At 64.6% G+C, this 23,082-nt stretch carries 27 protein-coding genes; 18 read left to right on the forward strand and 9 right to left on the reverse strand.

Going from position 1 to position 23,082, the window contains the following annotated elements; translation table 11 throughout:
• Nucleotides 1-8: 8 nt before the first annotated feature.
• Nucleotides 9-1,481, reverse strand: coding sequence for a PLP-dependent aminotransferase family protein (locus OC450_RS33290; RefSeq protein ID WP_256809273.1), 1,473 nt, complete (start codon nt 1,479-1,481; stop codon nt 9-11).
• A 75-nt stretch (nt 1,482-1,556) separates the two neighbouring features.
• Here OC450_RS33290 and OC450_RS33295 point away from each other — a divergent pair, with 75 nt between their 5' ends.
• From OC450_RS33295 to kynU, 5 genes are all read left to right on the forward strand, one after another.
• The gene (locus OC450_RS33295) at nt 1,557-2,282 is read left to right on the forward strand and encodes a pyridoxamine 5'-phosphate oxidase family protein (protein WP_211385488.1); all 726 of its coding nucleotides are present in this window, start codon (nt 1,557-1,559) and stop codon (nt 2,280-2,282) included.
• Between the two features lie 54 nt (nt 2,283-2,336).
• Entirely contained in the window at nt 2,337-3,614 is a 1,278-nt protein-coding gene (locus OC450_RS33300) for an ArgE/DapE family deacylase (protein ID WP_262049418.1), read from the forward strand.
• 202 nt (nt 3,615-3,816) lie between these two features.
• Nucleotides 3,817-4,626 (forward strand): alpha/beta hydrolase, encoded by an 810-nt coding sequence (locus tag OC450_RS33305; RefSeq protein WP_211385490.1) that lies wholly within the window; start codon nt 3,817-3,819, stop codon nt 4,624-4,626.
• 33 nt (nt 4,627-4,659) lie between these two features.
• Entirely contained in the window at nt 4,660-5,499 is an 840-nt protein-coding gene (gene kynA / locus OC450_RS33310) for a tryptophan 2,3-dioxygenase (RefSeq protein WP_211385491.1), read from the forward strand.
• An 8-nt stretch (nt 5,500-5,507) separates the two neighbouring features.
• On the forward strand, nt 5,508-6,710 hold the full coding sequence (gene kynU, locus OC450_RS33315; RefSeq protein ID WP_211385492.1) for a kynureninase: 1,203 nt from the start codon (nt 5,508-5,510) through the stop codon (nt 6,708-6,710).
• Nucleotides 6,711-6,820: 110 nt separating this feature from the next.
• On the opposite strand, the gene OC450_RS33320 is transcribed toward kynU, so the two are convergent.
• Nucleotides 6,821-7,609, reverse strand: coding sequence for a cobalamin-binding protein (locus OC450_RS33320; protein ID WP_211385493.1), 789 nt, complete (start codon nt 7,607-7,609; stop codon nt 6,821-6,823).
• Nucleotides 7,610-7,728: 119 nt separating this feature from the next.
• Here OC450_RS33320 and OC450_RS33325 point away from each other — a divergent pair, with 119 nt between their 5' ends.
• Both OC450_RS33325 and OC450_RS33330 read left to right on the forward strand, forming a co-directional pair.
• A complete protein-coding gene (locus OC450_RS33325) occupies nt 7,729-8,130 on the forward strand; it encodes a PaaI family thioesterase (protein ID WP_211385494.1) in 402 nt (133 codons plus the stop codon).
• A 168-nt stretch (nt 8,131-8,298) separates the two neighbouring features.
• Nucleotides 8,299-8,910 carry a GNAT family N-acetyltransferase gene (locus OC450_RS33330; RefSeq protein ID WP_262049428.1) on the forward strand — a complete coding sequence of 204 codons (612 nt, stop codon included), beginning with the start codon at nt 8,299-8,301 and terminating at the stop codon, nt 8,908-8,910.
• 76 nt (nt 8,911-8,986) lie between these two features.
• Here the strand turns inward: OC450_RS33330 and OC450_RS33335 are convergent, their stop codons facing one another.
• The 4 genes from OC450_RS33335 to OC450_RS33350 all read right to left on the reverse strand — a co-directional run bounded on the left by OC450_RS33335 (nt 8,987) and on the right by OC450_RS33350 (nt 11,655).
• Nucleotides 8,987-9,292 carry a hypothetical protein gene (locus tag OC450_RS33335; protein WP_212244604.1) on the reverse strand — a complete coding sequence of 102 codons (306 nt, stop codon included), beginning with the start codon at nt 9,290-9,292 and terminating at the stop codon, nt 8,987-8,989.
• Between the two features lie 95 nt (nt 9,293-9,387).
• Nucleotides 9,388-10,074, reverse strand: coding sequence for a DUF2161 domain-containing phosphodiesterase (locus OC450_RS33340; RefSeq protein ID WP_262049419.1), 687 nt, complete (start codon nt 10,072-10,074; stop codon nt 9,388-9,390).
• 133 nt (nt 10,075-10,207) lie between these two features.
• Nucleotides 10,208-10,888, reverse strand: a complete 681-nt coding sequence (locus tag OC450_RS33345) for an SDR family oxidoreductase (protein WP_262049420.1) — start codon at nt 10,886-10,888, stop codon at nt 10,208-10,210.
• Between the two features lie 23 nt (nt 10,889-10,911).
• The gene (locus OC450_RS33350; RefSeq protein WP_262049421.1) at nt 10,912-11,655 is read right to left on the reverse strand and encodes a tyrosine-protein phosphatase; all 744 of its coding nucleotides are present in this window, start codon (nt 11,653-11,655) and stop codon (nt 10,912-10,914) included.
• Nucleotides 11,656-11,727: 72 nt separating this feature from the next.
• Here OC450_RS33350 and OC450_RS33355 point away from each other — a divergent pair, with 72 nt between their 5' ends.
• On the forward strand, nt 11,728-12,054 hold the full coding sequence (locus tag OC450_RS33355; RefSeq protein WP_256809288.1) for an MliC family protein: 327 nt from the start codon (nt 11,728-11,730) through the stop codon (nt 12,052-12,054).
• Nucleotides 12,055-12,165: 111 nt separating this feature from the next.
• On the opposite strand, the gene OC450_RS33360 is transcribed toward OC450_RS33355, so the two are convergent.
• Entirely contained in the window at nt 12,166-12,369 is a 204-nt protein-coding gene (locus OC450_RS33360; RefSeq protein ID WP_262049422.1) for a DUF2735 domain-containing protein, read from the reverse strand.
• Between the two features lie 538 nt (nt 12,370-12,907).
• Here OC450_RS33360 and OC450_RS33365 point away from each other — a divergent pair.
• The 4 genes from OC450_RS33365 to OC450_RS33380 all read left to right on the forward strand — a co-directional run bounded on the left by OC450_RS33365 (nt 12,908) and on the right by OC450_RS33380 (nt 16,386).
• The gene (locus OC450_RS33365) at nt 12,908-13,942 is read left to right on the forward strand and encodes a glutamine synthetase beta-grasp domain-containing protein (protein WP_148740899.1); all 1,035 of its coding nucleotides are present in this window, start codon (nt 12,908-12,910) and stop codon (nt 13,940-13,942) included.
• A gap of 189 nt (nt 13,943-14,131) precedes the next feature.
• Nucleotides 14,132-14,833, forward strand: a complete 702-nt coding sequence (locus OC450_RS33370) for a GrlR family regulatory protein (protein WP_211385804.1) — start codon at nt 14,132-14,134, stop codon at nt 14,831-14,833.
• Between the two features lie 18 nt (nt 14,834-14,851).
• Nucleotides 14,852-15,535: a substrate-binding domain-containing protein gene (locus tag OC450_RS33375; protein WP_262049423.1), complete on the forward strand. Its 684-nt coding sequence runs from the start codon at nt 14,852-14,854 to the stop codon at nt 15,533-15,535.
• A 32-nt stretch (nt 15,536-15,567) separates the two neighbouring features.
• A complete protein-coding gene (locus tag OC450_RS33380; protein WP_262049429.1) occupies nt 15,568-16,386 on the forward strand; it encodes a tetratricopeptide repeat protein in 819 nt (272 codons plus the stop codon).
• 48 nt (nt 16,387-16,434) lie between these two features.
• Here OC450_RS33380 and OC450_RS33385 read toward each other — a convergent pair whose 3' ends face one another.
• A complete protein-coding gene (locus tag OC450_RS33385) occupies nt 16,435-16,893 on the reverse strand; it encodes a hypothetical protein (protein ID WP_262049424.1) in 459 nt (152 codons plus the stop codon).
• A 130-nt stretch (nt 16,894-17,023) separates the two neighbouring features.
• Here OC450_RS33385 and OC450_RS33390 point away from each other — a divergent pair, with 130 nt between their 5' ends.
• The 3 genes from OC450_RS33390 (at nt 17,024) to OC450_RS33400 (ending at nt 18,671) form a co-directional block, all read left to right on the forward strand.
• Nucleotides 17,024-17,491 carry a hypothetical protein gene (locus OC450_RS33390; RefSeq protein WP_262049425.1) on the forward strand — a complete coding sequence of 156 codons (468 nt, stop codon included), beginning with the start codon at nt 17,024-17,026 and terminating at the stop codon, nt 17,489-17,491.
• 65 nt (nt 17,492-17,556) lie between these two features.
• Nucleotides 17,557-17,706 carry a hypothetical protein gene (locus OC450_RS33395; protein WP_007591825.1) on the forward strand — a complete coding sequence of 50 codons (150 nt, stop codon included), beginning with the start codon at nt 17,557-17,559 and terminating at the stop codon, nt 17,704-17,706.
• A gap of 254 nt (nt 17,707-17,960) precedes the next feature.
• Complete coding sequence (locus OC450_RS33400) at nt 17,961-18,671, forward strand: hypothetical protein (RefSeq protein ID WP_256809296.1); 711 nt, start codon at nt 17,961-17,963, stop codon at nt 18,669-18,671.
• A gap of 53 nt (nt 18,672-18,724) precedes the next feature.
• Here the strand turns inward: OC450_RS33400 and OC450_RS33405 are convergent, their stop codons facing one another.
• Nucleotides 18,725-19,639: a LysR family transcriptional regulator gene (locus OC450_RS33405; RefSeq protein WP_315986405.1), complete on the reverse strand. Its 915-nt coding sequence runs from the start codon at nt 19,637-19,639 to the stop codon at nt 18,725-18,727.
• Nucleotides 19,640-19,714: 75 nt separating this feature from the next.
• Here OC450_RS33405 and OC450_RS33410 point away from each other — a divergent pair, with 75 nt between their 5' ends.
• The 3 genes from OC450_RS33410 to OC450_RS33420 all read left to right on the forward strand — a co-directional run bounded on the left by OC450_RS33410 (nt 19,715) and on the right by OC450_RS33420 (nt 22,910).
• On the forward strand, nt 19,715-20,176 hold the full coding sequence (locus OC450_RS33410) for a GlcG/HbpS family heme-binding protein (protein WP_262049426.1): 462 nt from the start codon (nt 19,715-19,717) through the stop codon (nt 20,174-20,176).
• 166 nt (nt 20,177-20,342) lie between these two features.
• The gene (locus OC450_RS33415) at nt 20,343-21,965 is read left to right on the forward strand and encodes an ABC-F family ATP-binding cassette domain-containing protein (protein ID WP_211385506.1); all 1,623 of its coding nucleotides are present in this window, start codon (nt 20,343-20,345) and stop codon (nt 21,963-21,965) included.
• Between the two features lie 69 nt (nt 21,966-22,034).
• Nucleotides 22,035-22,910: an MBL fold metallo-hydrolase gene (locus OC450_RS33420; protein ID WP_262049427.1), complete on the forward strand. Its 876-nt coding sequence runs from the start codon at nt 22,035-22,037 to the stop codon at nt 22,908-22,910.
• The last annotated feature ends 172 nt before the right edge of the window (nt 22,911-23,082 follow it).

The following is a 23,082-nucleotide window of genomic DNA, read 5'->3' on the forward strand; positions in this document are numbered from 1 at the left end:
AACGTTGGTCAGGCCCGCCGGGCCGATTTGCGCCGCACACCCAGGGCCGCGCGCGATTCCCGCGCGAGCCGCTCGGCGGATGCCACCAGCTTCGGAACCGCGTGGCCGGAAAATCCCAGCACGAAACCGGGCAGGGCGCGCGCGCGCGTGTAGGTGTCGGCCAGCAGCCAGCCTTCCGCGCCGGCCGCCTGTTTTGCATGCGCTGCCACCGCCGGATCGACCGAAGGATCGAACCGGGCAACGAGGTGCAGACCCTGCGACGGGACCGGCACCGACAGCACGCCGTCGGAGCCGGCTTCCAGTGTCTCGGCCAGCGCATCGCGCGCCTCGCGATAGAGCTTTCGTACCCGTTTCAGGTTCGCGGCGAACGCGCCGGAATTGAGCATGTCGGCCACCGCGCCTTCCATCAGCGTGCCTGGAAAGCGGTCGAGGGCTGCGCGCGCCGCGGTGACGTCCGCGATCAGACGCTCGGGCAGGGCGCAATAGCCGATGCGCAGGCCCGGAAACAACGTCTTGGCGAACGTGCCCATGTAGATCACGCGCTGGAGGTGATCGATGCCGGCAAGCGACATCAGCGGCGCGCCGTCATAGCGGAACTCACTGTCGTAGTCGTCTTCCAGCACGAAGGCGCCGGCCTGCCTCGCCCAGTCCAGCAGCTCGAGCCGCCGCGGCATCGACATCTGCACGCCCAGCGGAAACTGGTGCGACGGCGTCACATAGGCCGCGCGCGCGTTGGGCGCCGCAGCGCGGCCTTTGGCGATGCGCATGCCGTGTTCGTCGACGGGAACGGGCGCAGCGCGATAGCCGCAATGCGCGATGGTCTTGCGCGCCGCGGGGTAGCCCGGGTCTTCGCACCAGACCTGGTCGCCCGGCTTCAGGATCGCGCTCAGCACGATGCGAAGCGCGTGCAGCGTGCCCGACGTCAGCATGATCTGGTCGGGATCGCAGCGCAGGCCCCGCGCGGAGAGCAGATGATCGGCGATCGCCGCGCGCAGTTCGCGGCTGCCGCGCGGGTCGCCATAGTGCAGATGCTCGGACCCGAAGGCGCGCATGCGCCGGCCGACGAAGGCGCGGAAGCGCTGCACCGCCCGCTCATCGATATGGGTACAGCCCAGGGAGAACGCGCCTTGTCCGGGCGTTTCGACCACCGCCTTCGGTTTCTTCGGCTCCGCCGCGCGCGCCGGGATGCGCGCGGCGACGAACGTTCCGGAACCCACAATTGCGTCGGCAAAGCCATCGGCGATCAGGCGCTCATAGGCGGTGACGACGGCGTTGCGCCGAAAGCCGGTCTGTTTCGCCAGCGTGCGCGACGGTGGCAGCGGCTCGCGGGGTTTCACCAGGCCGGAAACGATCATCTCGCAGAGTGCCTGGTAAAGCCGGTGCGCCGACGAGGCGCCCGCCGTGATGTGCGGACCGGTGAGGTTGAGCGGCAGTTCGGCCTTGGCTGGCGAGGCGGCGAAATTGGTCGGAATTTTTTGCATGGAATTGGTACTATCACAGACCAAATCGGCCGCTACAACCATCCTGGAATTGTTCAAAGCCCGACAGGAGCGGCCGTGAGCCAGACTGAAAGCCAGAATTCCTACCCGACGTCGGCGCGCAACCAGGTGAAGCGCCGTCACGACCGCGGCTTCTACGATCACGACACCGTTCATCGCATCCTGGACTCCTCGATGCTCTGCCACGTCTCCTATGCGATCGACGGCCAGCCCTATTGCACGCCGACTTTCTTCTGGCGCGAGGGGACGAAACTGTACTGGCACGGCTCGAGCGCCAGCCGCATGCTGCGCAACCAGACCAAGGGCGAGCGCGTCTGCCTGACGGTCGCCCATCTCGATAGCCTGGTGCTGGCGCGCTGCGGCTTCAACCACTCCGCAGATTACCGGGCCGTGATGGCATTCGGTACGGCCTATCTCGTTACCGATTCCGAGGAGAAGAAGCGGGCGGTGACCGCCATGGTCGATCGCTTTTTCCCCGAGCGCACGGCGAGCCTGCGGGCAAGCAACACACAGGAGATCAAGGCGACCTCCTTCATCGCGATGGAGATCGAGGAGGCCTCGGCGAAAATCCGCGCCAAGGGTGTCGCCGACGATGATGAGGACTATGAGTTGCCGATCTATGCCGAGCGCATTCCGGTACGCACCGTGCTCGGCGCGCCCGAGCCGTGCCCGCGCCTGCTCGACGGCGTGACGCGCCCCGCCACGCTCGATGGCTATTCGGAAGGCCGACTGCTCGAAGATGCATTGCGGGATGCCTATTTTGCAGAGTACCCGAACGGCTGAAATCGGCTAGCTTGCGCTCCATCGATGATCTGAATGCCCGATTGGAGTTGCCTGATGAATGCCGAGACGCAGCAGAGGATTCTTGACGCCGTCGATGCCGGCTTCGAAGCCCAGCTTGCGACCACAAGCGATTTCGTCGCGATCCCTTCGACGCGCGGAGCGGAAGGGCCGTGCCAGGACATGATCGGCGACCTCCTGCGCGAGCGTGGCTACGAGGTCGACGATTGGCATATCAATGTCGACGATCTCAAGGATCTGCGCGGCTTCGGCCCGATCGAGCATGATTTCTCCAGGGCGCGCTCGGTAGTCGGCACTTATCGCCCCAAGACCGAGGCCGGCAAGTCGCTGATCCTGCAGGGCCACTGCGACGTGGTGCCGGCAGGGCCGCTGGAATTGTGGGACACCCCGCCGTTCTCGCCCGTCATCAAGGACGGCAAGATGTTCGGCCGCGGCGCCTGCGACATGAAGTCGGGCACCATTGGCGCGCTTTACGCGCTGGATGCCATCAAGGCCGCGGGCCTCAAGCCGACGGCACGGATCCACTTCCAGTCGGTGATCGAGGAAGAGAGCACCGGCGTCGGCGCACTCTCGACATTGCAGCGCGGCTATCGCGCGGACGCCTGCTTCATTCCTGAGCCGACCGGGGGCAAGATGGTGCGCTCGCAGGTCGGCGTGATCTGGTTTCGCCTGCGCGTGAAGGGCCATCCGACCCATGTCGCCTTTGCCGGCTCCGGCGCCAACGCCATCATGGCGGCCTATCATTTGATCCAGGCGCTGCAAAAACTCGAAATCGAATGGAACGAGCGCGCAAAGGCGGATCGGCACTTCAAGACGCTGAACCATCCCATCAACTTCAACCCAGGCATCATCAAGGGCGGCGACTGGGCCTCGAGCGTGCCGGCCTGGTGCGACGTCGATTGCCGGATTGCGGTGCTGCCTGGCTGGTCGATCGCCGATCACCAGAAGGAGATCGCGGCCTGCGTTGCGGCTGCCGCGCGCAACCACCGCTTCCTCGCCAACAATCCGCCTGAGATCGAATGGTCGGGCTTCCTTTCGGAGGGGTATGAACTGACCAACGCCGCCGCGCCCGAGGCCGCGTTCGGCAAGGCCTTCAACACCGTCTATGGCGGCGCCGTCGAAGACCTCGTCTTCACCGCGCTCACCGATACGCGTTTCTACGGGCTCAATCACGGCATCCCGAGCCTGTGCTTCGGCGCCAGCGGCGGCGAGATGCACGGTTTCAACGAATATGTCGATCTGGATTCGCTGAAGAAGACGACCAAGGCGATGGCGCTGTTCATCGCGGATTGGTGCGGGGTGGAGAAGGCGTAGCGGCGAACTGTGCTTTCTCCAATCCAGGCACCGCCGCGGAAAAACTCTGGGTTGCTTCGCTGCGCTCGGGTCGTCGCGAGCGGCGCCTGTCCAATCCACCGGCTCTCCCAGATGCTTTAAGCTTAAAATAAAGACTAGGATGGCGGCCGCCTCGGTGGCAGACTGGCGCCTGGTCACGGGGCCTGAGTCCTTGGGAGCAACAATGCGCGATTGGGATGACGCTTATGCCAATTCGGCCCACATCCCGGGCTCGGACAAGATGCCGGCACAGTGGGCGGAACGAGCGGCGGCTTACCGCGCCGGGCTGAAGGATTTTCGCGCCGACATCGCCTACGGTCCGGGCGAGCGCCAGCGCTTCGACCTGATCCTGCCCGAGGGCGACAGCAAGGGCCTCGTCGTGTTCGTTCACGGCGGCTACTGGATGCGCTTCGACAAATCGACCTGGACGGATCTGGCCGAGGGCGCGCGGCTTCATGGCTGGACCGTGGCGCTGCCGAGCTACACGCTGGCGCCGGCCGCGCGCATCTCCGACATCACGGCGGAAATCACCACCGCGATTGCGAAAGCGGCTTCGCTCGTCGCAGGGCCAATCCGGCTCGCCGGCCATTCCGCCGGCGGCCATCTCGTCACGCGGATGCTGTGCGACGACAGCCGGCTGGAGCCCGCCGTCTACAACCGCATTGCCGGCACGCTCTCGATCAGCGGCCTGCATGATCTGCGACCGCTGCTCAAGACTGGGATGAACGAGACGCTGCGCATGACGATGGAAGAGGCGACGCTGGAAAGCGCCGCGCTGCATCTGCCGCGCGGACACTCGCCTGTGACCGCCTGGGTCGGCGGCGGCGAGCGACCCGAATTCATCCGCCAGTCCGATCTGATGGCCAATGTCTGGACTGGATTCGACGTGCCGACGCGCCTCGTCGTCGATCCCGGGCTCAACCATTTTACCGTGATCGATGCCTTGAAAGATCCGTCGTCGCCAATCACCGCGCGCCTGATCGGCCTCGACTGACGAGGCCTGCAAGATCGATCGAAAGGGCCTGTCATGACGTCCAGCGATTACGATCCCTCAAGCGAAGGCGCCGAGACCGATTTCGCCCGGCGCATGTCCTATGGCAACTATCTGGCGCTGGACGCGATCCTCGGCGCGCAGCATCCGCTTTCGGAAGCGCATGACGAGATGCTGTTCATCATCCAGCATCAGACCACCGAACTGTGGATGCGCCTCGCCATCCATGAACTCAGCGCCGCTCGCCGTGCGATCGCGAAGGATGAGGTGCAGCCCGCGATGAAGATGCTGGCACGGATGTCGCGCATCTTCGAACAGCTCAATGGTGCCTGGGACGTGCTGCGCACCATGACGCCGAGCGAGTATACGCGCTTCCGCTCCCAGCTTGGCCAGTCCTCGGGTTTCCAGTCGCGGCAATACCGGCTGATCGAATTTCTGCTCGGCAACCGCAACCACGCGATGCTGAAGCCGCACGCGCACGATGTGGAAACGACCGAGCTGCTCGAAACCGAACTCGCGACGCCAAGTCTCTATGACGAAGTGCTGCGGCTCGCCGACCGCAACGGGCTCAAGATGCCGGCGGCCGTGCTGGCGCGCGATGTTCGCGAGACCCATAGCTTCAACGAGGGCGTGCTGCAGGCCTGGCGTGTCGTCTACGAGGCGCCTGAGACGCATTGGATGCTTTACGAGCTTGCCGAGAAGCTGGTCGACTTCGAGGATTATTTCCGCCGCTGGCGCTTCAACCACGTGACGACGGTCGAGCGCGTCATCGGATTCAAGCGCGGCACGGGCGGCACCGGCGGTGTCAGCTACCTCAAGCGCATGCTGGAGGTCGAGCTGTTCCCCGAACTCTGGCGCGTGCGTACGATATTGTAGAGATGTCCATGACCAGGCTTCGCGTCTATGACGACACCAAAGCACTGTTCTATCTGCCTGACGGGGTGATCTACCTCGACGGCAATTCGCTCGGCGCGCTGCCGCTCGGCGTTGCCGAGCGCGTCAACCGCGTCATCACGGCGGAATGGGGCAACGAGTTGATCCGCGCCTGGAACACCGCGGGCTGGTATGTGCAGCCGCGCCATGTCGGCGATCGCATCGCGCGGCTGATCGGCGCAGAGGCCGGCTCCGTGATGGTTGGAGACACGCTGTCGCTCAAGGTCTATCAGGCCCTTGCCGCCGCGCTAGACATGAACTCGTCGCGCAAGGTCGTCCTGTCGGACACCGGTAATTTCCCGACCGACCTCTACATGGCCGAGGGGCTGATCGCGACGCTCGGGCGCGGCCATCAATTGCGCCTGGCTGCGCCGGAGGAAATCGAGGATTCGTTGTCCGAGGAGATCGCGGTGCTCTACATCACCGAGGTCGATTATCGCACCGGACGCCGCCACGACATGGCGAGGCTGACGGCGAAGGCGCATGCGCTCGGCATCGTCACCGTCTGGGATCTCGCGCATTCGGCTGGTGCGCTGCCGGTCGATCTCGCGGGCAGCGGCGCCGATTTCGCTGCGGGGTGTACCTACAAATACATCAACGCCGGCCCCGGCGCGCCGGCGTTCCTCTACGTCGCGCCGCGACACGCCGACAGCGTCCGCGCCGCCTTGTCGGGTTGGATGGGGCATGCAAAGCCGTTTGCGTTCGAACTGGCCTATGCGGCTGCCGGTGGCGTCGAGCGGATGCGTGTCGGCACGCCGCCGGTGCTTGCAATGGCGGCGCTGGAAGCCTCGCTCGACATCTGGGACCGCGTCGACATCCGGGAGGTCCGCGCATGTTCGCTGGCGCTCGGCGATCTCCTGATTGCCGAGGTCGAACGCCGATGTCCGTCCTTGAAGCTCGTCACCCCACGCACGCAAGAGCGCCGGGGCTCGCAGGTCTCATTCGCCTTCGACGGCGGTTACGCCGCCATGCAGGCCCTGATCGCCCGCGGTGTCATCGGCGATTTCCGCGCGCCCGACATCATGCGGTTCGGCATCACGCCGCTGTACATCGGCGAAGGCGAGATCGTTCGGGCGGCCGAGATCATCGAGGACGTGATCGCAGGCGAGGTGTGGCGGCAGCCGGAATATCAGGTCGTGAACGCGGTGACGTGAGATACGAAGGCTGCCTCAACCGTCATTGCGAGCGCAGCGAAGCAATCCAGAAATGTATCCGCGGAAAGATTCTGGATTGCTTCGCTGCGCTCGCAATGACGGCAGAGAGGTCAAGAGCACGTCCCCCACAACGCCTTCACGATCGCATCGAGCCCATCCGTCAGCGCGGCAGGCCCCGGTTGCAGTATGATCGGTGACTTGATCTCGACGATGCGGTTGTCGCGCACGGCGGGAATCTCGCTCCATCCATCGCGCTGCTTGATGCGGGCCGGCACGACCTTCTTGCCGCACCAAGATGCAAGGATCACCTGGGGCGCGGCCTCGCGTACCGCGTCCGCCGAAACGATCCGATCCTTCGCGGCCTGCTGATGCCGCAGCTCCGGAAACGCATCCGCGCCGCCCGCGATCTCGATCAGTTCGGACACCCAGCCGATGCCCGAGATCAGCGGATCGTCCCACTCCTCGAAATAGACCTTTGGCCGTGGCAGACGGCGGGGCGTCTCGGCGATCGCAGCGAGGCGCTTTTCGAAACTTCGCGCGAGTTCCTCGGCGCGCTCGGCCGCGCCGACCAGCGCGCCGAGGGTGCGGAGCATTGTCAGGATCCCGGCGACGTCGCGCTGGTTGAAGACGTGGACGTCGACGCCGGCGCGGACGAGATCGGCAACGATGCCGGCCTGAAGATCGGAGAACGCCAGCACGAGGTCCGGTTCCAGCGCCAGGACCTTCGGGATGTCCGCCGAGACGAAGGCCGACACCCGCGGCTTCTCGCGCCGCACCTGCGGCGGCCGGACGGCGTAGCCGGAGACGCCGACAATGCGATCCTGCTCGCCCAGCAGATAGAGCGTTTCGACCGTCTCTTCGGTCAGGCAGACGATACGGCGGGGAGGGAAGTGGCGCATGGGAAGAGCATATGCGCAAATGCGGGCGCAGATGTCAGCACGGCGATTACCTCTGACGTCATTGCTTTGCCGCGCGAAGCCATTCACGCTGGGACAACAATGAATTGGGAGGATATCCGATGACGCCGCTCGAGAAACTCAAAGCGATGAAGATGCCGTTCGCCGAGCTCAAGGGCGTCGAGTTCGTCGAAGCCGAGAAGGACCGTGTGGTGGCGCGGATGACGGTGAGGCCCGATCTCTGCACGCTTCATCACACCATTCACGGCGGCGCGGTGATGGCGCTGGCCGATTCCGTCGGTGCGGCGGCGACCGTGATCAATCTGCCTGACGATGCCAAGGGCACGACCACGCTGGAGAGCAAGACCAACTTCATCGGCGGGGCCAAGCAGGGAACCACGGTCATCGCGACCGCGACCCCGATCCACAGGGGGCGGCGGACCCAGGTCTGGACCACCCGGCTGGAAACCGAGGACGGCAAGCTGGTCGCCGTCGTCACCCAGACTCAGCTCGTCCTCGTATGAATACGGGGGCTTGATTCTGTTAACGAATTAGTCGTCTCCGATGCCTGAAACTTGAGCAGGTTCCCGTCTTGAAAATTATGCTGCGACGCACAATATTGGGGGCCTAGGGATTCGAACGCCTCCTCGAGGGACACCAAGAGGAGTTTTGACTTGTCACTCGAAGCAGATCTGGAACTTGAAGAAACCAACCGCGCCAAGTCCGTTCCGGGCTATGTGCGGACCTTGAGCCAACAGGAAGAATTGCCGCTTCTGCGCGATCACCTGCTCAGGCTGGATGCCGAAAGCCGGCACGACCGTTTCAACGGTTTTCTCGACGACAGTTTTATCGAGCGTTACGCCGCCCGCTGTGCCGAGGATGGCACCGTGATCGTCGCCTACATCGTCGACGGCGTGGTGCGCGGTGCGGCCGAGCTGCATCCGCCGGAGGATGATTCGCTGCCCGAGGTCGCCTTCAGCGTGGAAGCCTCCGCACGGCGCCAGAACGTCGGCACCATCTTGTTCAGCCGCCTGATCGCGGAAGCGCGCTGGAAGGGCTACAAGCGACTGCGCATCACCACGGGCGCCGAGAATCATGCGATGCGGGCGCTCGCCAGGAAGTTCGGAGCAAATCTGCAATTCCGCTACGGCGAATCGACCGGTACGATCGACCTCGCCAAGTCGCCCGAGGACGAACTGGCTGATCTCGCAGCCTCGCCATTTGCCGCTGGGCGCGCTCTTCTCAGCTTCAACTCGACCTGCTGGAAGATCATCTCCAGCATGTATGGCAATCGCGCCGCCTGACCTGTAAAGGCGGGCGGAATCAAAAAGCGGACCGGCAAAACCGGTCCGCTTCTTTATTGGGGGAGGGACTAAGCGCTCAGGTGCCGGTGCGCTTGTCGTTGCCGAAACGGCGCACGACGCGGCGCTCGACCACCACTGAGCGCTGCGCGCCCTGTTCGCCGGCGATCACGCGCGTTGCCGTGATGCGGCTGTTGGTGCGGGCCTGCTTCTTCACCTCGGCCTGAACGACATCGAGCGGCATGCCCATCAACGCAGCGGCGATCTCGGCCTGCTGCTCATGATCGTCGGTGATGCCGACGGCGGCGAAGATCGCCTCGTCCAGGGTCGGCGGATCGTGGCGCACGCGCCGCGTGCCATATTTGGTATTCCAGTCTGCGCTCATAACGGCCTCGTTTCGATGCCGGGATACCTAGTGCCGGTGATGTTGCATTGCAATATGAAATCGGTGTGGCATCTCAGCTATGCACCGGTCGGGTGTCATGGCGGTGACGCGGCGCCGGCGCCGATCTCAACCTTTTGTTGCGGCCAGCGCTTCAGCGCCGCATGGCCCGCTTCCGTGAGTCCATAGATTCCCCGGTCCGCGCGTTCGAACCAGCCATACACATTGTTAAGCAAGATCTTGCCGGCGTCGGGGCAGCGTTCGCGCAATTCGCTCACGCGCCGCGGGCCGGCCGCTAGCTCGGAGGCGCAGGCCAGCGCCTGTTGGCGATAGGCCGTCATGATCGGCGCGCGCGTGCTGCCGCCGAGCACGGGATCGCCCTGGCGGCGCTGATGCTCTGCGACGAGGCGAGAGCGCGTCTTCGGCTCGCGGCGCGGCGCCGCGGTCGGTGGCTTCACCAGCACCTCGACCTCGCCGCGCTCGGTTACCCCGAGCATACCGAAGCCGAGGCGGCGGCAGAGATTGCGATAGCGCGCGTCGCTCTCGCGGCCCTTGCCGCGCATGGAGATCCTGGCGGCGATCCAGACCTCGTCGCCGGCGGGCGCACGGTCGACCGCCTGAAGGATCAGCTCGAGATTGAAGGCGAGCTTCAGCTCGCCGATCACCACGACAGGCGGATCGCCGGCGCCGAGACCGACGAGGTCGCAGCCGCCGATCTCGCCCTTGACCGTGAAGCCGAGCTCTTCGAGGAAGCGTTTGACGGGCAGGTAGAGCGCGGTTTCCAAAGATAGCGTCCGAGTCTTGCGTTCCGATCGGAGAATCAGTTGCGGCCAGTCTAGCCCGGATCGGATTCGCGGCTCTGCGCCATTTGATCGGGAACCGATGCTGCGGTGATCCTGCGGCCGGAACAGTGCCGGATCAGACCCGCCCGGCCACCGGGATCAGCGCGCCGGTGATGCCGCTTGCGGCGTCGCTGGCGAGGAACAGGATGACTTCGGCGAGTTCCTGCGGCGTCACCCATTTGGAAAAATCCGCTTTCGGCATGTCGGCGCGGTTGGTTTTGGTGTCGATGACCGAGGGCAGCACCGCGTTCACCGTGACCTTGCCTTTCCACTCGCTCGCAAGCGCTTCGGTGAGGCGATGCACGCCGGCTTTCGACGCCGCATAGGGGCCCATGCCGGAGCCGGCCTGAAGCGCGCCCATGGCGCCGATGTTGACGATGCGGCCGGCATTGGACGCGGCGAGACGCGGCAGTGCCGCGTGCGAGGTGTTGAGGGCGGTCAGCACGTTGAGGGCATACATGCGCTGCCACGTCTTGATGTCGCCGTCGCCGACGGTCTCGAAGGCGAAACCGCCGGCGATGTTGATCAGCGCATCGAGCCTGCCGAAGTGCTTTGCCGCCGCCTCCACCGCCGCCTTCGCTTGGCCTGCATCGGACAGATCGACACCGCCGATCTCGATGCGTTCAGGGGCTGCGGGGATCTGCGAAGGCGCATGATCGATGGCCGCAACGCGCGCGCCACGCGACTGCGCGGTCTCGGCGACGACTTTTCCGAGTGCGCCGAGTGCGCCGGTCACGATCAGAACTTTGCCATGCATCGTCGTTCTCCCGGCGCGGCCGCCTAAGATTGCAGATAACGCGCCTTCAGCGCGGACCGCTCCGATGTGCCGAGCTTGAGCCCGTCGCGCAAGTAGGTTTCGAGATCGCCGTAGTCGCGGCCGACGGCCTCGAATGCAGCAGCGAGATACGAGACCTCGACGCTTCCAATCGCGTCGAGAACGTCGGCGGGAAGATCGGAGGCGTTTGATGGATCACGCCTGTAGTGCCTGTTGGTCAGGAGGTAATCCTCGGCAATGATTTCGTCGGCCACACCGAGCGCATGCAGGATCAGCGCGCTTGCAAAGCCGGTGCGGTCCTTGCCGGCGGTGCAGTGGATCACCAGCGGCGCGCGATCCTCCAGGAGATGGCTGAACAGGCTGCGGAAGCTGGCCGTGTTGTGGCGGACATAGTTGCGATAGGATTCGCGCATGAGCTCGAGCGCGACCGGCGCGGTCAGGCTGCCCCGGGCGAGCTCGGTGCGCAGCGCGGCCACGACCGTCGGCTCGATCGGCAGCGAATGCACCGTGATCTCGTTCACCACGCAGACGCCGGCCGCGCGCTCCTCCAGCCCACGAAAGTCGAACGCATGGCGCACACCGAGCGCGCGGATGATCTCGATATCGGCGGCGGTGAGCTGGCCAAGATGATTGGAGCGGAAGATGTGCCGCCAGCGCGTGGTACGGCCGTCTGCGGTCGGATAGCCGCCGAGGTCGCGGAAATTGCTGGCGCCTTGCAAGGCGAGATGACGGGCGGGGGACTCTGGCATGGGATCAGCTTTGGGTTATGTTTCCACTGGACGCACGACAGGCGTCCTTGGGGTCTATTACAGGGGGCGATCATGGGCCGGCACAAGGCCATACTTTTGGCGGTCACCCTGCTGACGGGCGGAATCACCGGTGTACGCCAGGCCGATGCGCAGACGTTCCGGACCTATCACTGCGCCGATGGTACGCAGTTCATCGTGGGGTTTTATGACTACGACAAGCGCGCGTTCGTCCAGATCGACGGCGAGCCGGTCACGCTTGCCAAGCGGCTGACGGTTTCCGGCGCACGCTATTCGGGGGCGGGGATCACGCTGAGGATTCCCAAGAGCGGAGCCACCACGGTCAAGCATCTGAAGCGGCCGGTCACGGCCTGTGCGGTGATCGAAAAGTCTGAGCTCTAGCCGGGAGTCCGCCCGGAATCAAAAAGGGTCGAAACCTCGTTGTTTCGACCCTTTTTCAAACTGCCGCCGGAAGCTTGCGAGAGCGCGGCGGTATCAAACCGACGATAGGCATCAGCGTTCCCATTTGGGCTTTGCTTCGTCGACCGCGTCCTGGTGGTACCAGCTATCGCTGCAAATCGAGGCGTTCGCGGGAAGCGAAGCATGATCGGCGGGAAAGCGGGTTTCGCCATAGCGGCGCCCGGCGAGAGCCGCGCGGCCCCCGATGGGGAATTGGTAGATCGTTGCAGATCCGTGACTCAGACCATTGTTCATCATTTCGATTTGCTCCTCAGTCGAAGCGCCTTGGCCTCCATGGTGCGCCCGACTCGTTTGATTGTGGTTACCGGACTCCCCATATCGGCCCCGCACCACGAATTGGAAAGTGCTGAAAAGGAAATCAGCCGTAGCCCATTTTCTAGGCACGAAGCCTTCTGCATCCCCAAAGGCACCTTGTGTGTGACCAACGCTTGAGCCATTCCAAAGGTTGCGGGTGAGGGCCGGTGCCTTCGCGAAAATTGCTGGACGTTGATGCCAGTTTGATCGGCAACCTCCGGCACGGGGGCGCCTGCTTCAGAATCAGGCGATTTCCGCTGGATTTTTGCAGTGCAGCTTCACGCAAAGGTGCGCCGCTATGACGCACGCCGTTGTGGTCGGTTTGCCGTCGGCAGAGAGCCCCCGGCCCGGGTGCAGAACCTTCCGCGCTGCGGCCTTTTGGCACGTTAAATGCTTGTAAACGGTCGGCCGATGATGGCCGGGTACAAACGTGCAGGGGCCTCCGGGCCCCCGCCTTTCGCATCATCAACAGAGAGGCTCAATGACCAAGTATAAGCTCGAGTACATCTGGCTCGACGGATATACGCCGACTCCGAACTTGCGCGGCAAAACACAGATCAAGGAATTCGCGTCGTTCCCGACGCTCGAGCAGCTTCCGCTCTGGGGCTTCGATGGCTCCTCCACCCAGCAGGCCGAAGGCCACAGCTCCGATTGCGTGCTGAAGCCGGTCGCGGTGTTCCCGGACGGCGCCCGCACCAACGGCGTGCTCGTGATGTGCGAAGTCATGATGCCCGATGGCAAGACCCCGCACTCGACCAACAAGCGCGCCACCATCCTCGACGACGAGGGCGCCTGGTTCGGCTTCGAGCAGGAGTACTTCTTCTACAAGGACGGCCGTCCGCTCGGCTTCCCGGCCTCCGGCTATCCGGCGCCGCAGGGCCCGTACTACACCGGCGTCGGCTATTCGAACGTCGGCGACATCGCCCGCAAGATGGTCGAAGAGCATCTCGACCTCTGCCTGGCTGCCGGCATCAACCACGAAGGCATCAATGCGGAAGTCGCCAAGGGCCAGTGGGAATTCCAGATCTTCGGCAAAGGCTCCAAGAAGGCCGCTGACGAAATGTGGATGGCCCGCTACCTGATGCTGCGCCTGACCGAAAAGTACGGCGTCGACATCGAATTCCACTGCAAGCCGCTCGGCGACACCGACTGGAACGGCTCCGGCATGCACGCCAACTTCTCCACCGAGTACATGCGTACGGTCGGCGGCAAGGAGTACTTCGAGGCGCTGATGGCGGCCTTCGACAAGAACCTGATGGACCACATCGCCGTCTACGGCCCGGACAACGACAAGCGTCTGACCGGCAAGCACGAGACCGCGCCGTGGAACAAGTTCAGCTACGGCGTTGCCGATCGTGGCGCCTCGATCCGCGTTCCGCACTCCTTCGTCAACAACGGCTACAAGGGCTATCTGGAAGACCGCCGTCCGAACTCGCAGGGCGACCCATACCAGATCGCTTCGCAGATCCTGAAGACGATCGCGTCCGTCCCGGCTGACAAGAAGGCCGCGGCCTGAGATCCTCCCGGCCCGGGCTGGGGGCTGGCCCGGGTTGGACTTCAATCCGCCGGTGTCGAAAGACACCGGCGGATTTTTACATTCTGATGAAAAGCCGTTGTTGTGCGTCTGCCGGCCTGACGTCTGTCCATCGCCGGCGAAACCGGGCTAGAATGTCCCTGGATGCGCGCGGGGCCGGGGACACGGCTGGTGTTTGAAGGCTTCTACAAGGTGCGATTTCAGCTCGGCGACGGCGTCGGCCGGAGCGTGATGCATGCCGGCAACGGCAAGATGCTCGGCGGCAATTCGGCCTTCGCCCATATCGGCAGCTACGAGAAGACCGGCGGCGGCGTCGACATCGTCATCAAGACCGTCCGCCACAATCCAGACCCGAACTATCGCGCCATGGCCGGCACCGACGATGCGACCCTGCTGGCGAAGGGCTGGGCCGAAGGCGACCTCTATCGCTTCAAGGGCGAGCTGAAGGAGCTGCCCGGCGTGCCGTTCCAGTCGTTGATGACGCCGATCACCGAAGACGAGGTGCCGATCGCCGGTGGCGTCGGCGAGGCCGGAATCGCCGACGGGCTCTACTCGGTCCATCTGCGCATGCTCGACGGCGTCGATGGTGGCCTGACCGGCGTGATGCTGCTCAACAAGGGCCGCATCCTCGGCGGCGATGCATCGTTCTACTATCTCGGCAGCTACACCGCCGCCAACGGTCGCTGGAAGGGCCAGATCCTCAACCAGGAGCACACGCCCGCCAAGGACGATCCGATCTTCGGCGGCCACGAGGTCGGCATCGGTTTTTCCGGTACCTATGATGCGGAGCAGGCGGTGCTGGAGGCAACGGCGCTCGCCGGCAAGCGCAGCCTGCGCCTCACCGCTGCGCTCAAGCTGATGCACCGCGCCTGATCGCGACAGGAACAGCTCATGGAAAAAATCCGCATGCTCTCGACGCTCGGCCTGATGGGCGCGATGCGCAGCCTGTCCTCCGCCTTCGAGGCCGCCAGCGGCATCCATGTCGACGCCGATTTCGCGCCGACCCTGGCGCTGCTCAAGCGCCTGCGCGACGGCGAGGCCGCCGATCTCGTGATCCTCACGCGCGAAGGGCTCGACGAGATGATCGGCGAGGGCCGCGTGGTCGCGGGCGGCGCGGCCGATCTGGCGCGCTCCTTCGTCGGCATCGCGGTGCGGGCAGGGCAGGCGCATCCGGACATCGCCACCGAAGCTGCGCTGCGCGAGACGCTGCTCGCGGCGCGGTCCGTCGCCTATTCGCGGCTCGGCGCGAGCGGCGTCTACTTCGCCCAACTGATCGTGCGGATGGGGATCGCGGCGGAGATCAACGCAACGGCGACCATCGTCGAGCAGGGCTTTACCGCGGAGCGGCTCGTCAGCGGCGAGGCCGATCTGGCCGTGCAGCAGATCAGCGAGCTGAAGCAGGTTGGCGGCATCGAGGTGATCGGCCCGATCCCGCATGATCTGCAGACATCGGCCGTGTTCTCCGCCGGCCGCATGGCAAGCGCGAAGCATGCCGGCGCCGCGGACCGGCTGCTGCGCTACCTGGCATCGCCGGAGGTCGTCCCGGTGCTGCGCCAATCGGGACTCGAGCCTTGAATTTTCCGGGGCGGCAACGCAACCTGACGTTCATGCGGACTTTCCTCGTTGCCATCCTCCTCACGCTTGCGGCGCCGTTTTCGGCGCATGCGCAATCCGCCGATCTCGTCCTGTGCGACCGGGTCGCCGCCGATCCCGGCGATCCCGACAAACCGGCCGATGTGAAAGGCGTGACGGAGATCGCGGCGTCCGACGTCGCGACCGCCATCAAATTCTGCAAGCAGGCCGCGCCGTCATCGCGCCGCGCGATGTTCGCGCTTGGCCGCGCCTATGCGGCCAATCGGCAAACGGCGGACGCGATGGCCGCCTGGCGCAAGGCCGCAGACAAGGGATCGAGCGCCGCGATGGTCGAACTCGGCGTCGCCTACGGCACCGGCACGGGTGTCGCCAAGGACGAAGCGCAGGCGCGCAAGTTATTCGAGAAGGCGGCGCAGGCGGGCAATCCCCGCGGCATCAGCAATCTCGCCGCACTCGGCAGTACCGGCGGCGCGCCCGCCGATCCCGCGCAGACGCGCGCACTGCTCGGCAAGGCCGCCGAGACCAACGCCGAAGCGCAGTACCAGCTCGGCCTGATGCTGTCCGAAGGAGCGGGCGGTGCGAAGGACGACGTCGCGGCGCGCGCGTTGTTCGAGAAGGCGGCGGCGCAGAACCATCCCGGCGCGCTGGAGCGGATGGGCGCCTTCGCCCAGGACGGCCGCGGCGGGCCAAAGGACAAGGACGCCGCGAAAGCCTATTACGAGCGCGCAGCTGCCCTCGGCGACGCGGATGCGAAGAAGGCGCTGGAGCGGCTGCGCTGTCCCTACGCGATCAAGGACAAGCAGGGCAAGCTCGTCACGACGTTGTGCTTCTAAAGCGCGGCGAGAAAAACCACTGCACACTTTTCCGGATCGTGCTCTCGCTCACTTCATGTAGTAGGCGAGATTGTTGCGGGCGTCGCGATAGGTGGTCTCGAGGAAATCAGGATATTCCGCGGCAGCCCGGGCGACCGCGCGGACGACGCAGTCCCAGAAATCGCCGTCCCATTTGAAATGCGCCTCGGCTGCGCCCTCGAAATTGACGGCGGTGATGATGGCCTGCCTGATCGCATCGTCGCTGGCTCGCGGATGGGCGCGTTTCACATAACCGAACATCGGGCCCTCATGGGCGTGGTCGCGAGCGTAGCGATAGTTTTCGCTGATCTGCTGCGGCGAGAGGGTACGATTGATGCGGACCTCTTCGTCGGTCGGCCGACCCTCGATCGAGTCGAGACGATAGCGCCAGCGCCAGAGCTCGAACGCGGCATCGAGCAGCGGCTGCTTCGCCGCGCTGGCGATCAAGGCCGCGATCTGCGCCTCGGCTGATGGTTCGAACCGTTCCATGCCGCTTTGTCGCGCGCCTTTACCCGCGGGTTCGAAGCCGGCCTTGATCGAGCGCAAGGCCGCAGGCCGCCGCGTCGTCCTACACTTTTGCCTCACAGGAACTTGGACCGCACGGGAATGGAGATCTGCGATGAAGCCTCGGGGTTGGATGCTGGCGCTGGCCGGCCTGGGAGCGGCGACCGCCGTGGCTGCGCAGGACCTCAGATCGCCGTCCGCGGACCAATACGTGCCCCGGCTCGGCGACATCATGAGCGCCGCGCAGACGCGCCATCAGAAGCTTTGGCTGGCCGGCAAGGCGCAGAACTGGGAGCTTTCCGCCTACGAGCTGCACCAGCTGAGGGCGAACCTGGTCGAGGCCGCCGTGCTCTATTCGGGCATTCCCGTCAGCAACGTCACGACGCTGGAGCCGTCGCTGCAATCGCTGTCGGACGCGATCGCGGCGAAGGACGGGCGCAAATTCGCAAAGGCCCTGGGCGGGCTGACCGAAGGCTGCAATGCCTGCCACCGTTCGATGGGACGAAGCTTCGTCGTCATGAAGGTTCCCTCCGATCCGCAGCCGTTCGCCAACCAGCAGTTCGCGCCGCAAGCCAAGCCGTGAAGGAACGGACCTTGTGCGAAGAGGGTTGATCCCGAAAGGCACGACGCACGACGGAAGGCGCCACCATGATACGCAAGCTCGCATCCGGCGAATATCGCCTCTATTCGCGCAAGGTGAATCCCAAGACCGGCAAGCGCCGCAACCTCGGCACGTTCAGGAGCCGCGCGGCGGCCGAGAAGCACGAACGCGAGGTGCAGTATTTCAAGCGCCACTAGCCCAGCGATGAGCGCCGGACCGGACAAACAAAAAAAATTGGAAAACAACCCCATGCACAGTAGCCAAAGTGCTGAAACGAATAAATAGTTCTGATTTGGCGAAATGTATTTGACCCGTCGGGCAAAACAGGGGCATGATGTCATCATGGCACGATGGGCTCCGCGAGCGGCCCTGCGCGGAAAAGCCGGATGGCCTCAGCGCGGCGGCGGTGCTAGGTAGCCTCGATTCCTTTTGATTTTGCGGGTCTATTGCGTTGCTGGACGGGCTCTACAAGGTTGAATACGGCATCCACGATGCCTTCGGACGCAGCATCATGTGCCTGCATGACGGCAAGATGCTGGGCGGCAATTCGGCGTTCGCCCATCTTGGACAGTATCAGGAGCGCGACGACGGCGAGATCGTCGCCGAGGTCATCACCGAACGGCATAACGAGGATCCCAATTACAAGCCGCTGATGGGGGCCGATGTCGCTTCGATCGGCGCGCGCGGCCGGCTGATCGGCAACCAGATCCGTCTGGAGGGCAGCGCGGACACGATGCCGGGCGGTCGTTTCTGGGCCAATCTCACCCGGCTCGACGATGATGGAGCGCTGCCGCCACGCGGCACGATCGGAGAGGGCGGCATCGTCAACGGTCTCTACGGAGTCAGCCTGCGCGCGCTCGACGGCGTCGAGGCCGGGCTCTCCGGCGTCATGCTGCTGATGGATGGCCGCATCCTCGGGGGCGATGCGTTCTTCTACTATCTCGGCGCCTACTCGTCGGCGAATGGCCGCTGGAAGGGCGAGATGCTGAACCAGGAGCACACGCCGGCGAAGGGTGAAAATCCCGTGTTCGGCGGCTACGAGGTCGGGATCGGCTTCTCCGGCACCTGCACAGCGGATAGCGGCGAGCTCGAAGGCATCGCGCTCGCCGGCAAGCGCAGCCTGCGCCTTGCGGCCTCGCTCAAGCTGATGCGTCGGGCGTGAACGTCAATTCGTTCGATCATGCCTGACGACGTCGGCGCATCGGAGACAGCAAGTCATATCCGCAGAGCGGAAAGCCGGGCCACGAGGAATTCGATGGCAGCGCGGACTCGCCGAGGCATCGCACCGGCTCCCCGCTTGGGCCAGACAATCTGGAGCGGGATGGGCGGCGGCTCGTGGCCGACAAGGATTTGCTCGACGATCCCCTGATCGATGAGCCTGCGGACCTGCCAGAGCGGAGCGAGCCCGATACCAAAGCCGGACGCGACGGTCGCATTGCGTGCCGCGGCACTCTCTGACCGGAAGCGACCAGCCACTTCGATACGCTTCTTGTTGCCCCCGAATGCCCATCTGTCGTCATCGCTCGCTCGCAACACGCATTCATGACGGGATAATTCCTGCGGATGCTCGGGACGACCATGGGCGGCGAGATAGGCCGGCGAAGCGAACACTGCCCAGCTTAGTCCACCGATCCGGCGAGTCCGCAAATTCGAGTCCGGCAGGTTGCCGATGCGAATGGCAAAATCGAGCTTCTCGGCGACGAGATCGACATGCTCATCGGACAGGACGAGCTCAAGGTTGATTTCCGGATTCCGCGCCAGGAATTGGCTCAGGATGGGAGTGACGTATTCGGGGCCGAAAAGGCTCGATGTCCCGATGCGGATGGCGCCGGCAAGCCGCCGGTCGCTGGCGAGCAGATCCTCGCGGGCGGCGTCGATGGTCGTGAGGGCGATGCGGATGCGGCCGGCGAATTCGAGGCCTGCAGGTGTGGGGTGCAGGCGGCGCGTCGTCCGCGATACGAGCTGCACGCCAAGATCGTCCTCGAGCCGCGCAAGCGAACGGCTCACCGACTGTAGCGATCTGCCGAGACGCGTTGCCGCGAACGTCAGGCTACCCTCGTCAATCACGGCCAGAAACGTCGCAAAATCCGCAAGCGAGGTCAGCGTTACTCTCCCGAAAAGTGAGATAATATGTCTGTGCGGCCGGCTATTATCATCAGAAGTGTGATGTGTTGTGAATGGGCTCCCAATGACCTGGAGCTTCCCATGACAAAACCAGATGCCTGCGCGGCAAAAGCCCCCCTCGCGGCCCTGACGCCTCTCTATGGTGTCCCGATCACTCTTGATGAGGCGACGCTCGTGGCCGATGCGGCGCGGGCCGAAGCGCAACGTCATGGCTGGCCCATGGTGGTCGTCATTACCGACAGCGGCGGCCATCTCGTTCTGTTGTACCGTCTCGATCAGGCGCAGCACGGCAGCGTGCTTGTTGCGCAGCAGAAGGCGAAGACAGCCGTCGATTTCAGGCGGCCGACGGGGGCGTTCGAATCCGCGTTGGCGGACGGCGGCCTTCACTTGCGGCTGCTGGGCATGACCAACCTGACGCCTCTGGAGGGCGGCCTTCCGATCCTGCGAGACGGCAGGGTGATCGGGGGGGTCGGCGTATCGGGTATGCAGTCAACCCAGGATGCGCAGGTTGCCGCGGCAGGTCTTGCGGCCTTCGGTGCCTGACGCCTCCAAAGGGCGTATGAGCCACTGCCCCATAGCCATTAAGTCTCGGGGCGGATTGCGGGAATTTGGCGGCTGGCGAGGGCGGAATCCGGGTCCAGCCGGGCTTCCCCTGGCGGCCCGCATGGCCTAAGACGCTGCAACGCAAAAATCCCCCCAAAAAGACCCCATGATCCGCCTCGACAACGTCAGCAAGCAAGCCGGCCACCAGATCCTGTTCATCGAAGCCTCGGCCGCCCTCAACAAGGGCGAGAAGATCGGCCTCGTAGGCCCGAACGGGGCCGGCAAGACCACGCTATTCCGGATGATCGCCGGTGAGGAACTGCCCGACGAAGGGCAGGTCTCGACCGATCGCGGCATCACCATCGGCTATTTCAGCCAGGATGTCGGCGAGATGAGTGGCCGCAGCGCGGTCGCCGAGGTCATGGACGGGGCGGGTCCGGTCAGCGAGGTCGCAAGCGAGCTGCGCGAGCTCGAAGCCGCGATGGCCGATCCTGACAAGGCCGACCAGATGGACGAGATCATCGCTCGCTACGGAGAGGTGCAGCACCGTTTCGAGGAGCTCGACGGCTACGCGCTCGATGGCCGGGCGCGCGAGGCGCTCAACGGTCTCGGCTTCAGCCAGGAGATGATGGAGGGCGACGTCGGCAAGCTCTCCGGCGGCTGGAAGATGCGCGTGGCGCTGGCCCGCATCCTCCTGATGCGGCCCGACGTCATGCTGCTCGACGAGCCGAGCAACCATCTCGATATCGAGAGCCTGATCTGGCTGGAAAAATTCCTGCACGATTACGAAGGCACGCTCTTGATGACCTCGCACGACCGCGAGTTCATCAACCGCGTGATCTCGAAAGTGATCGAGATCGATAGCGGCTCGCTCACCACCTACACCGGCGATTACGAGTTCTACGAGCAGCAGCGCGCGCAGAACGAGAAGCAACAGCAGGCCCAGTTCGAGCGCCAGCAGGCGATGCTCGCCAAGGAGATCAAGTTCATCGAGCGCTTCAAGGCGCGCGCCTCGCACGCGGCCCAGGTGCAGAGCCGGGTCAAGAAGCTCGACAAGATCGAGCGGGTCGAGCCGCCGCGCCGCCGCCAGACGGTGGCCTTCGACTTCCCGCCGGCGCCGCGCTCCGGCGAGGACGTCGTCGCCTTGAAGAACGTCTACAAGGGTTACGGCAGCAAGCGCATCTATGACGGTCTCGATTTCATGATCCGCCGCAGGGAGCGCTGGGCGGTGATGGGCGTCAACGGCGCCGGCAAGTCGACGCTGCTCAAGCTCATCGCCGGTGCGAGCGAGCCGGACGAGGGCACGGTCGCAGTCGGCGGCAGTGTGAAGATGGGCTATTTCGCCCAGCATGCGATGGACCTGCTCGACGGCGAGCAGACGGTGTTTCAATCACTCGAATACGCGTTTCCGACCGCGGGGCAGGGGAGCTTGCGCGCGCTCGCCGGCTGCTTCGGCTTCTCCGGCGACGATGTCGAGAAGCGCTGCCGCGTGCTCTCGGGCGGCGAGAAGGCGCGACTTGTGATGGCCAAGATGCTGTTCGATCCGCCGAACTTCCTGGTGCTGGACGAGCCGACCAACCATCTCGACCTCGCCACCAAGGAGATGCTGATCACGGCGCTGTCGGATTTCGAGGGCACCATGCTGTTCGTCTCGCATGACCGGCATTTTCTTGCGACGCTTTCGAACCGGGTGCTGGAGTTGACGCCGGAGGGCATCCACCAGTTCGGCGGCGGCTACACCGAATACGTCGCGCGGACCGGACAAGAGGCGCCGGGGTTGCGGAGCTAGCGTTTCGCGGCGTGCCTTGACGCGCTGACGCCACCCGTTACGCTCCTTCAAAAAGGGAGCGAAACAACCATGAAGCAACTGCGGATCGGCGACATCACCATCGATGCGGTGATCGAGCGGGAAGGGCCGTGGCGGCGGCCGCAAGACTTTTTCCCGGCTTATGACGACGGTGTGTTCAAGCACCATCTACCGACGATGGAGCCGGAGGTGTTCGACGCCGCGCGCGGCATGATGGTCATCACCTACCAGACCTTCGTGGTGCGCACGCCGCGCTACACCATCCTGGTCGACACCTGCACCGGCGAGGACAAGGGCCATCCGCCGCCGTTCGACTTTCCCGGCAAGGAGCGCTGGCGCAACGAGCTGTTCGCGCTCGGCATCGGCTTCGAGCAGATCGACTATGTCTTCTGCACCCATCTGCACATCGACCACACCGGGTGGAACACGAGCTTGCGCGACGGCCGCTGGGTGCCGACGTTTCCGAACGCGAAATACGTCTTCCACAAGGGCGAGTATGCGGCCTGGGAGGCCGAGAACGCTGAAGGTAACAACCCGCCCGGCACGGTGTTTCGCAACAATTGCCTGCCGATCGTCGAGGCCGGGCAGGCGCTGTTGGTCGACGACGACTACGCGCTCGATGACACCGTCACGCTGACGCCGACGCCGGGGCACTCGCCCTGTCATTGCTGCGTGAACATCTTTTCGAAGGGGCAGCGCGCCGTGGTCGCGGGCGACCTCATGCATCACCAGATCCAGTGCCGCGAGCCGGATTGGTCGGCCAAGCCTGACTGGGATGCAAAGCAGTCAGCGGTGTCGCGGCGAAAGTTCTTCGCTTCCGTCGCCGACACCGACACGCTGATCCTGCCGATCCATTTTCCGACGCCGACGGTGGGCCTCATCAAGCCGCTCGGCGCCGCGTTCGACTACCGGTTCAGGCGGGAGTGAGGTGCTTCACCTCGCCCCGCTTGCGGGGAGAGGTCGAATTTGCGCAAAGCGCAAATTCGGGTGAGGGGCAGGGCTATCGCATATGAAGAAAAGCGTGGCGGGCAGCTTGCCTGCGGCCCATCCTTCGAGACGCCCGCCTACGGCGGGCCCTCAGGATGAGGTCGCGTTTTGC

Origin of the sequence: Bradyrhizobium sp. Bra78, from assembly GCF_024519855.1 — a bacterium.
GTDB lineage: Bacteria > Pseudomonadota > Alphaproteobacteria > Rhizobiales > Xanthobacteraceae > Bradyrhizobium > Bradyrhizobium japonicum_G.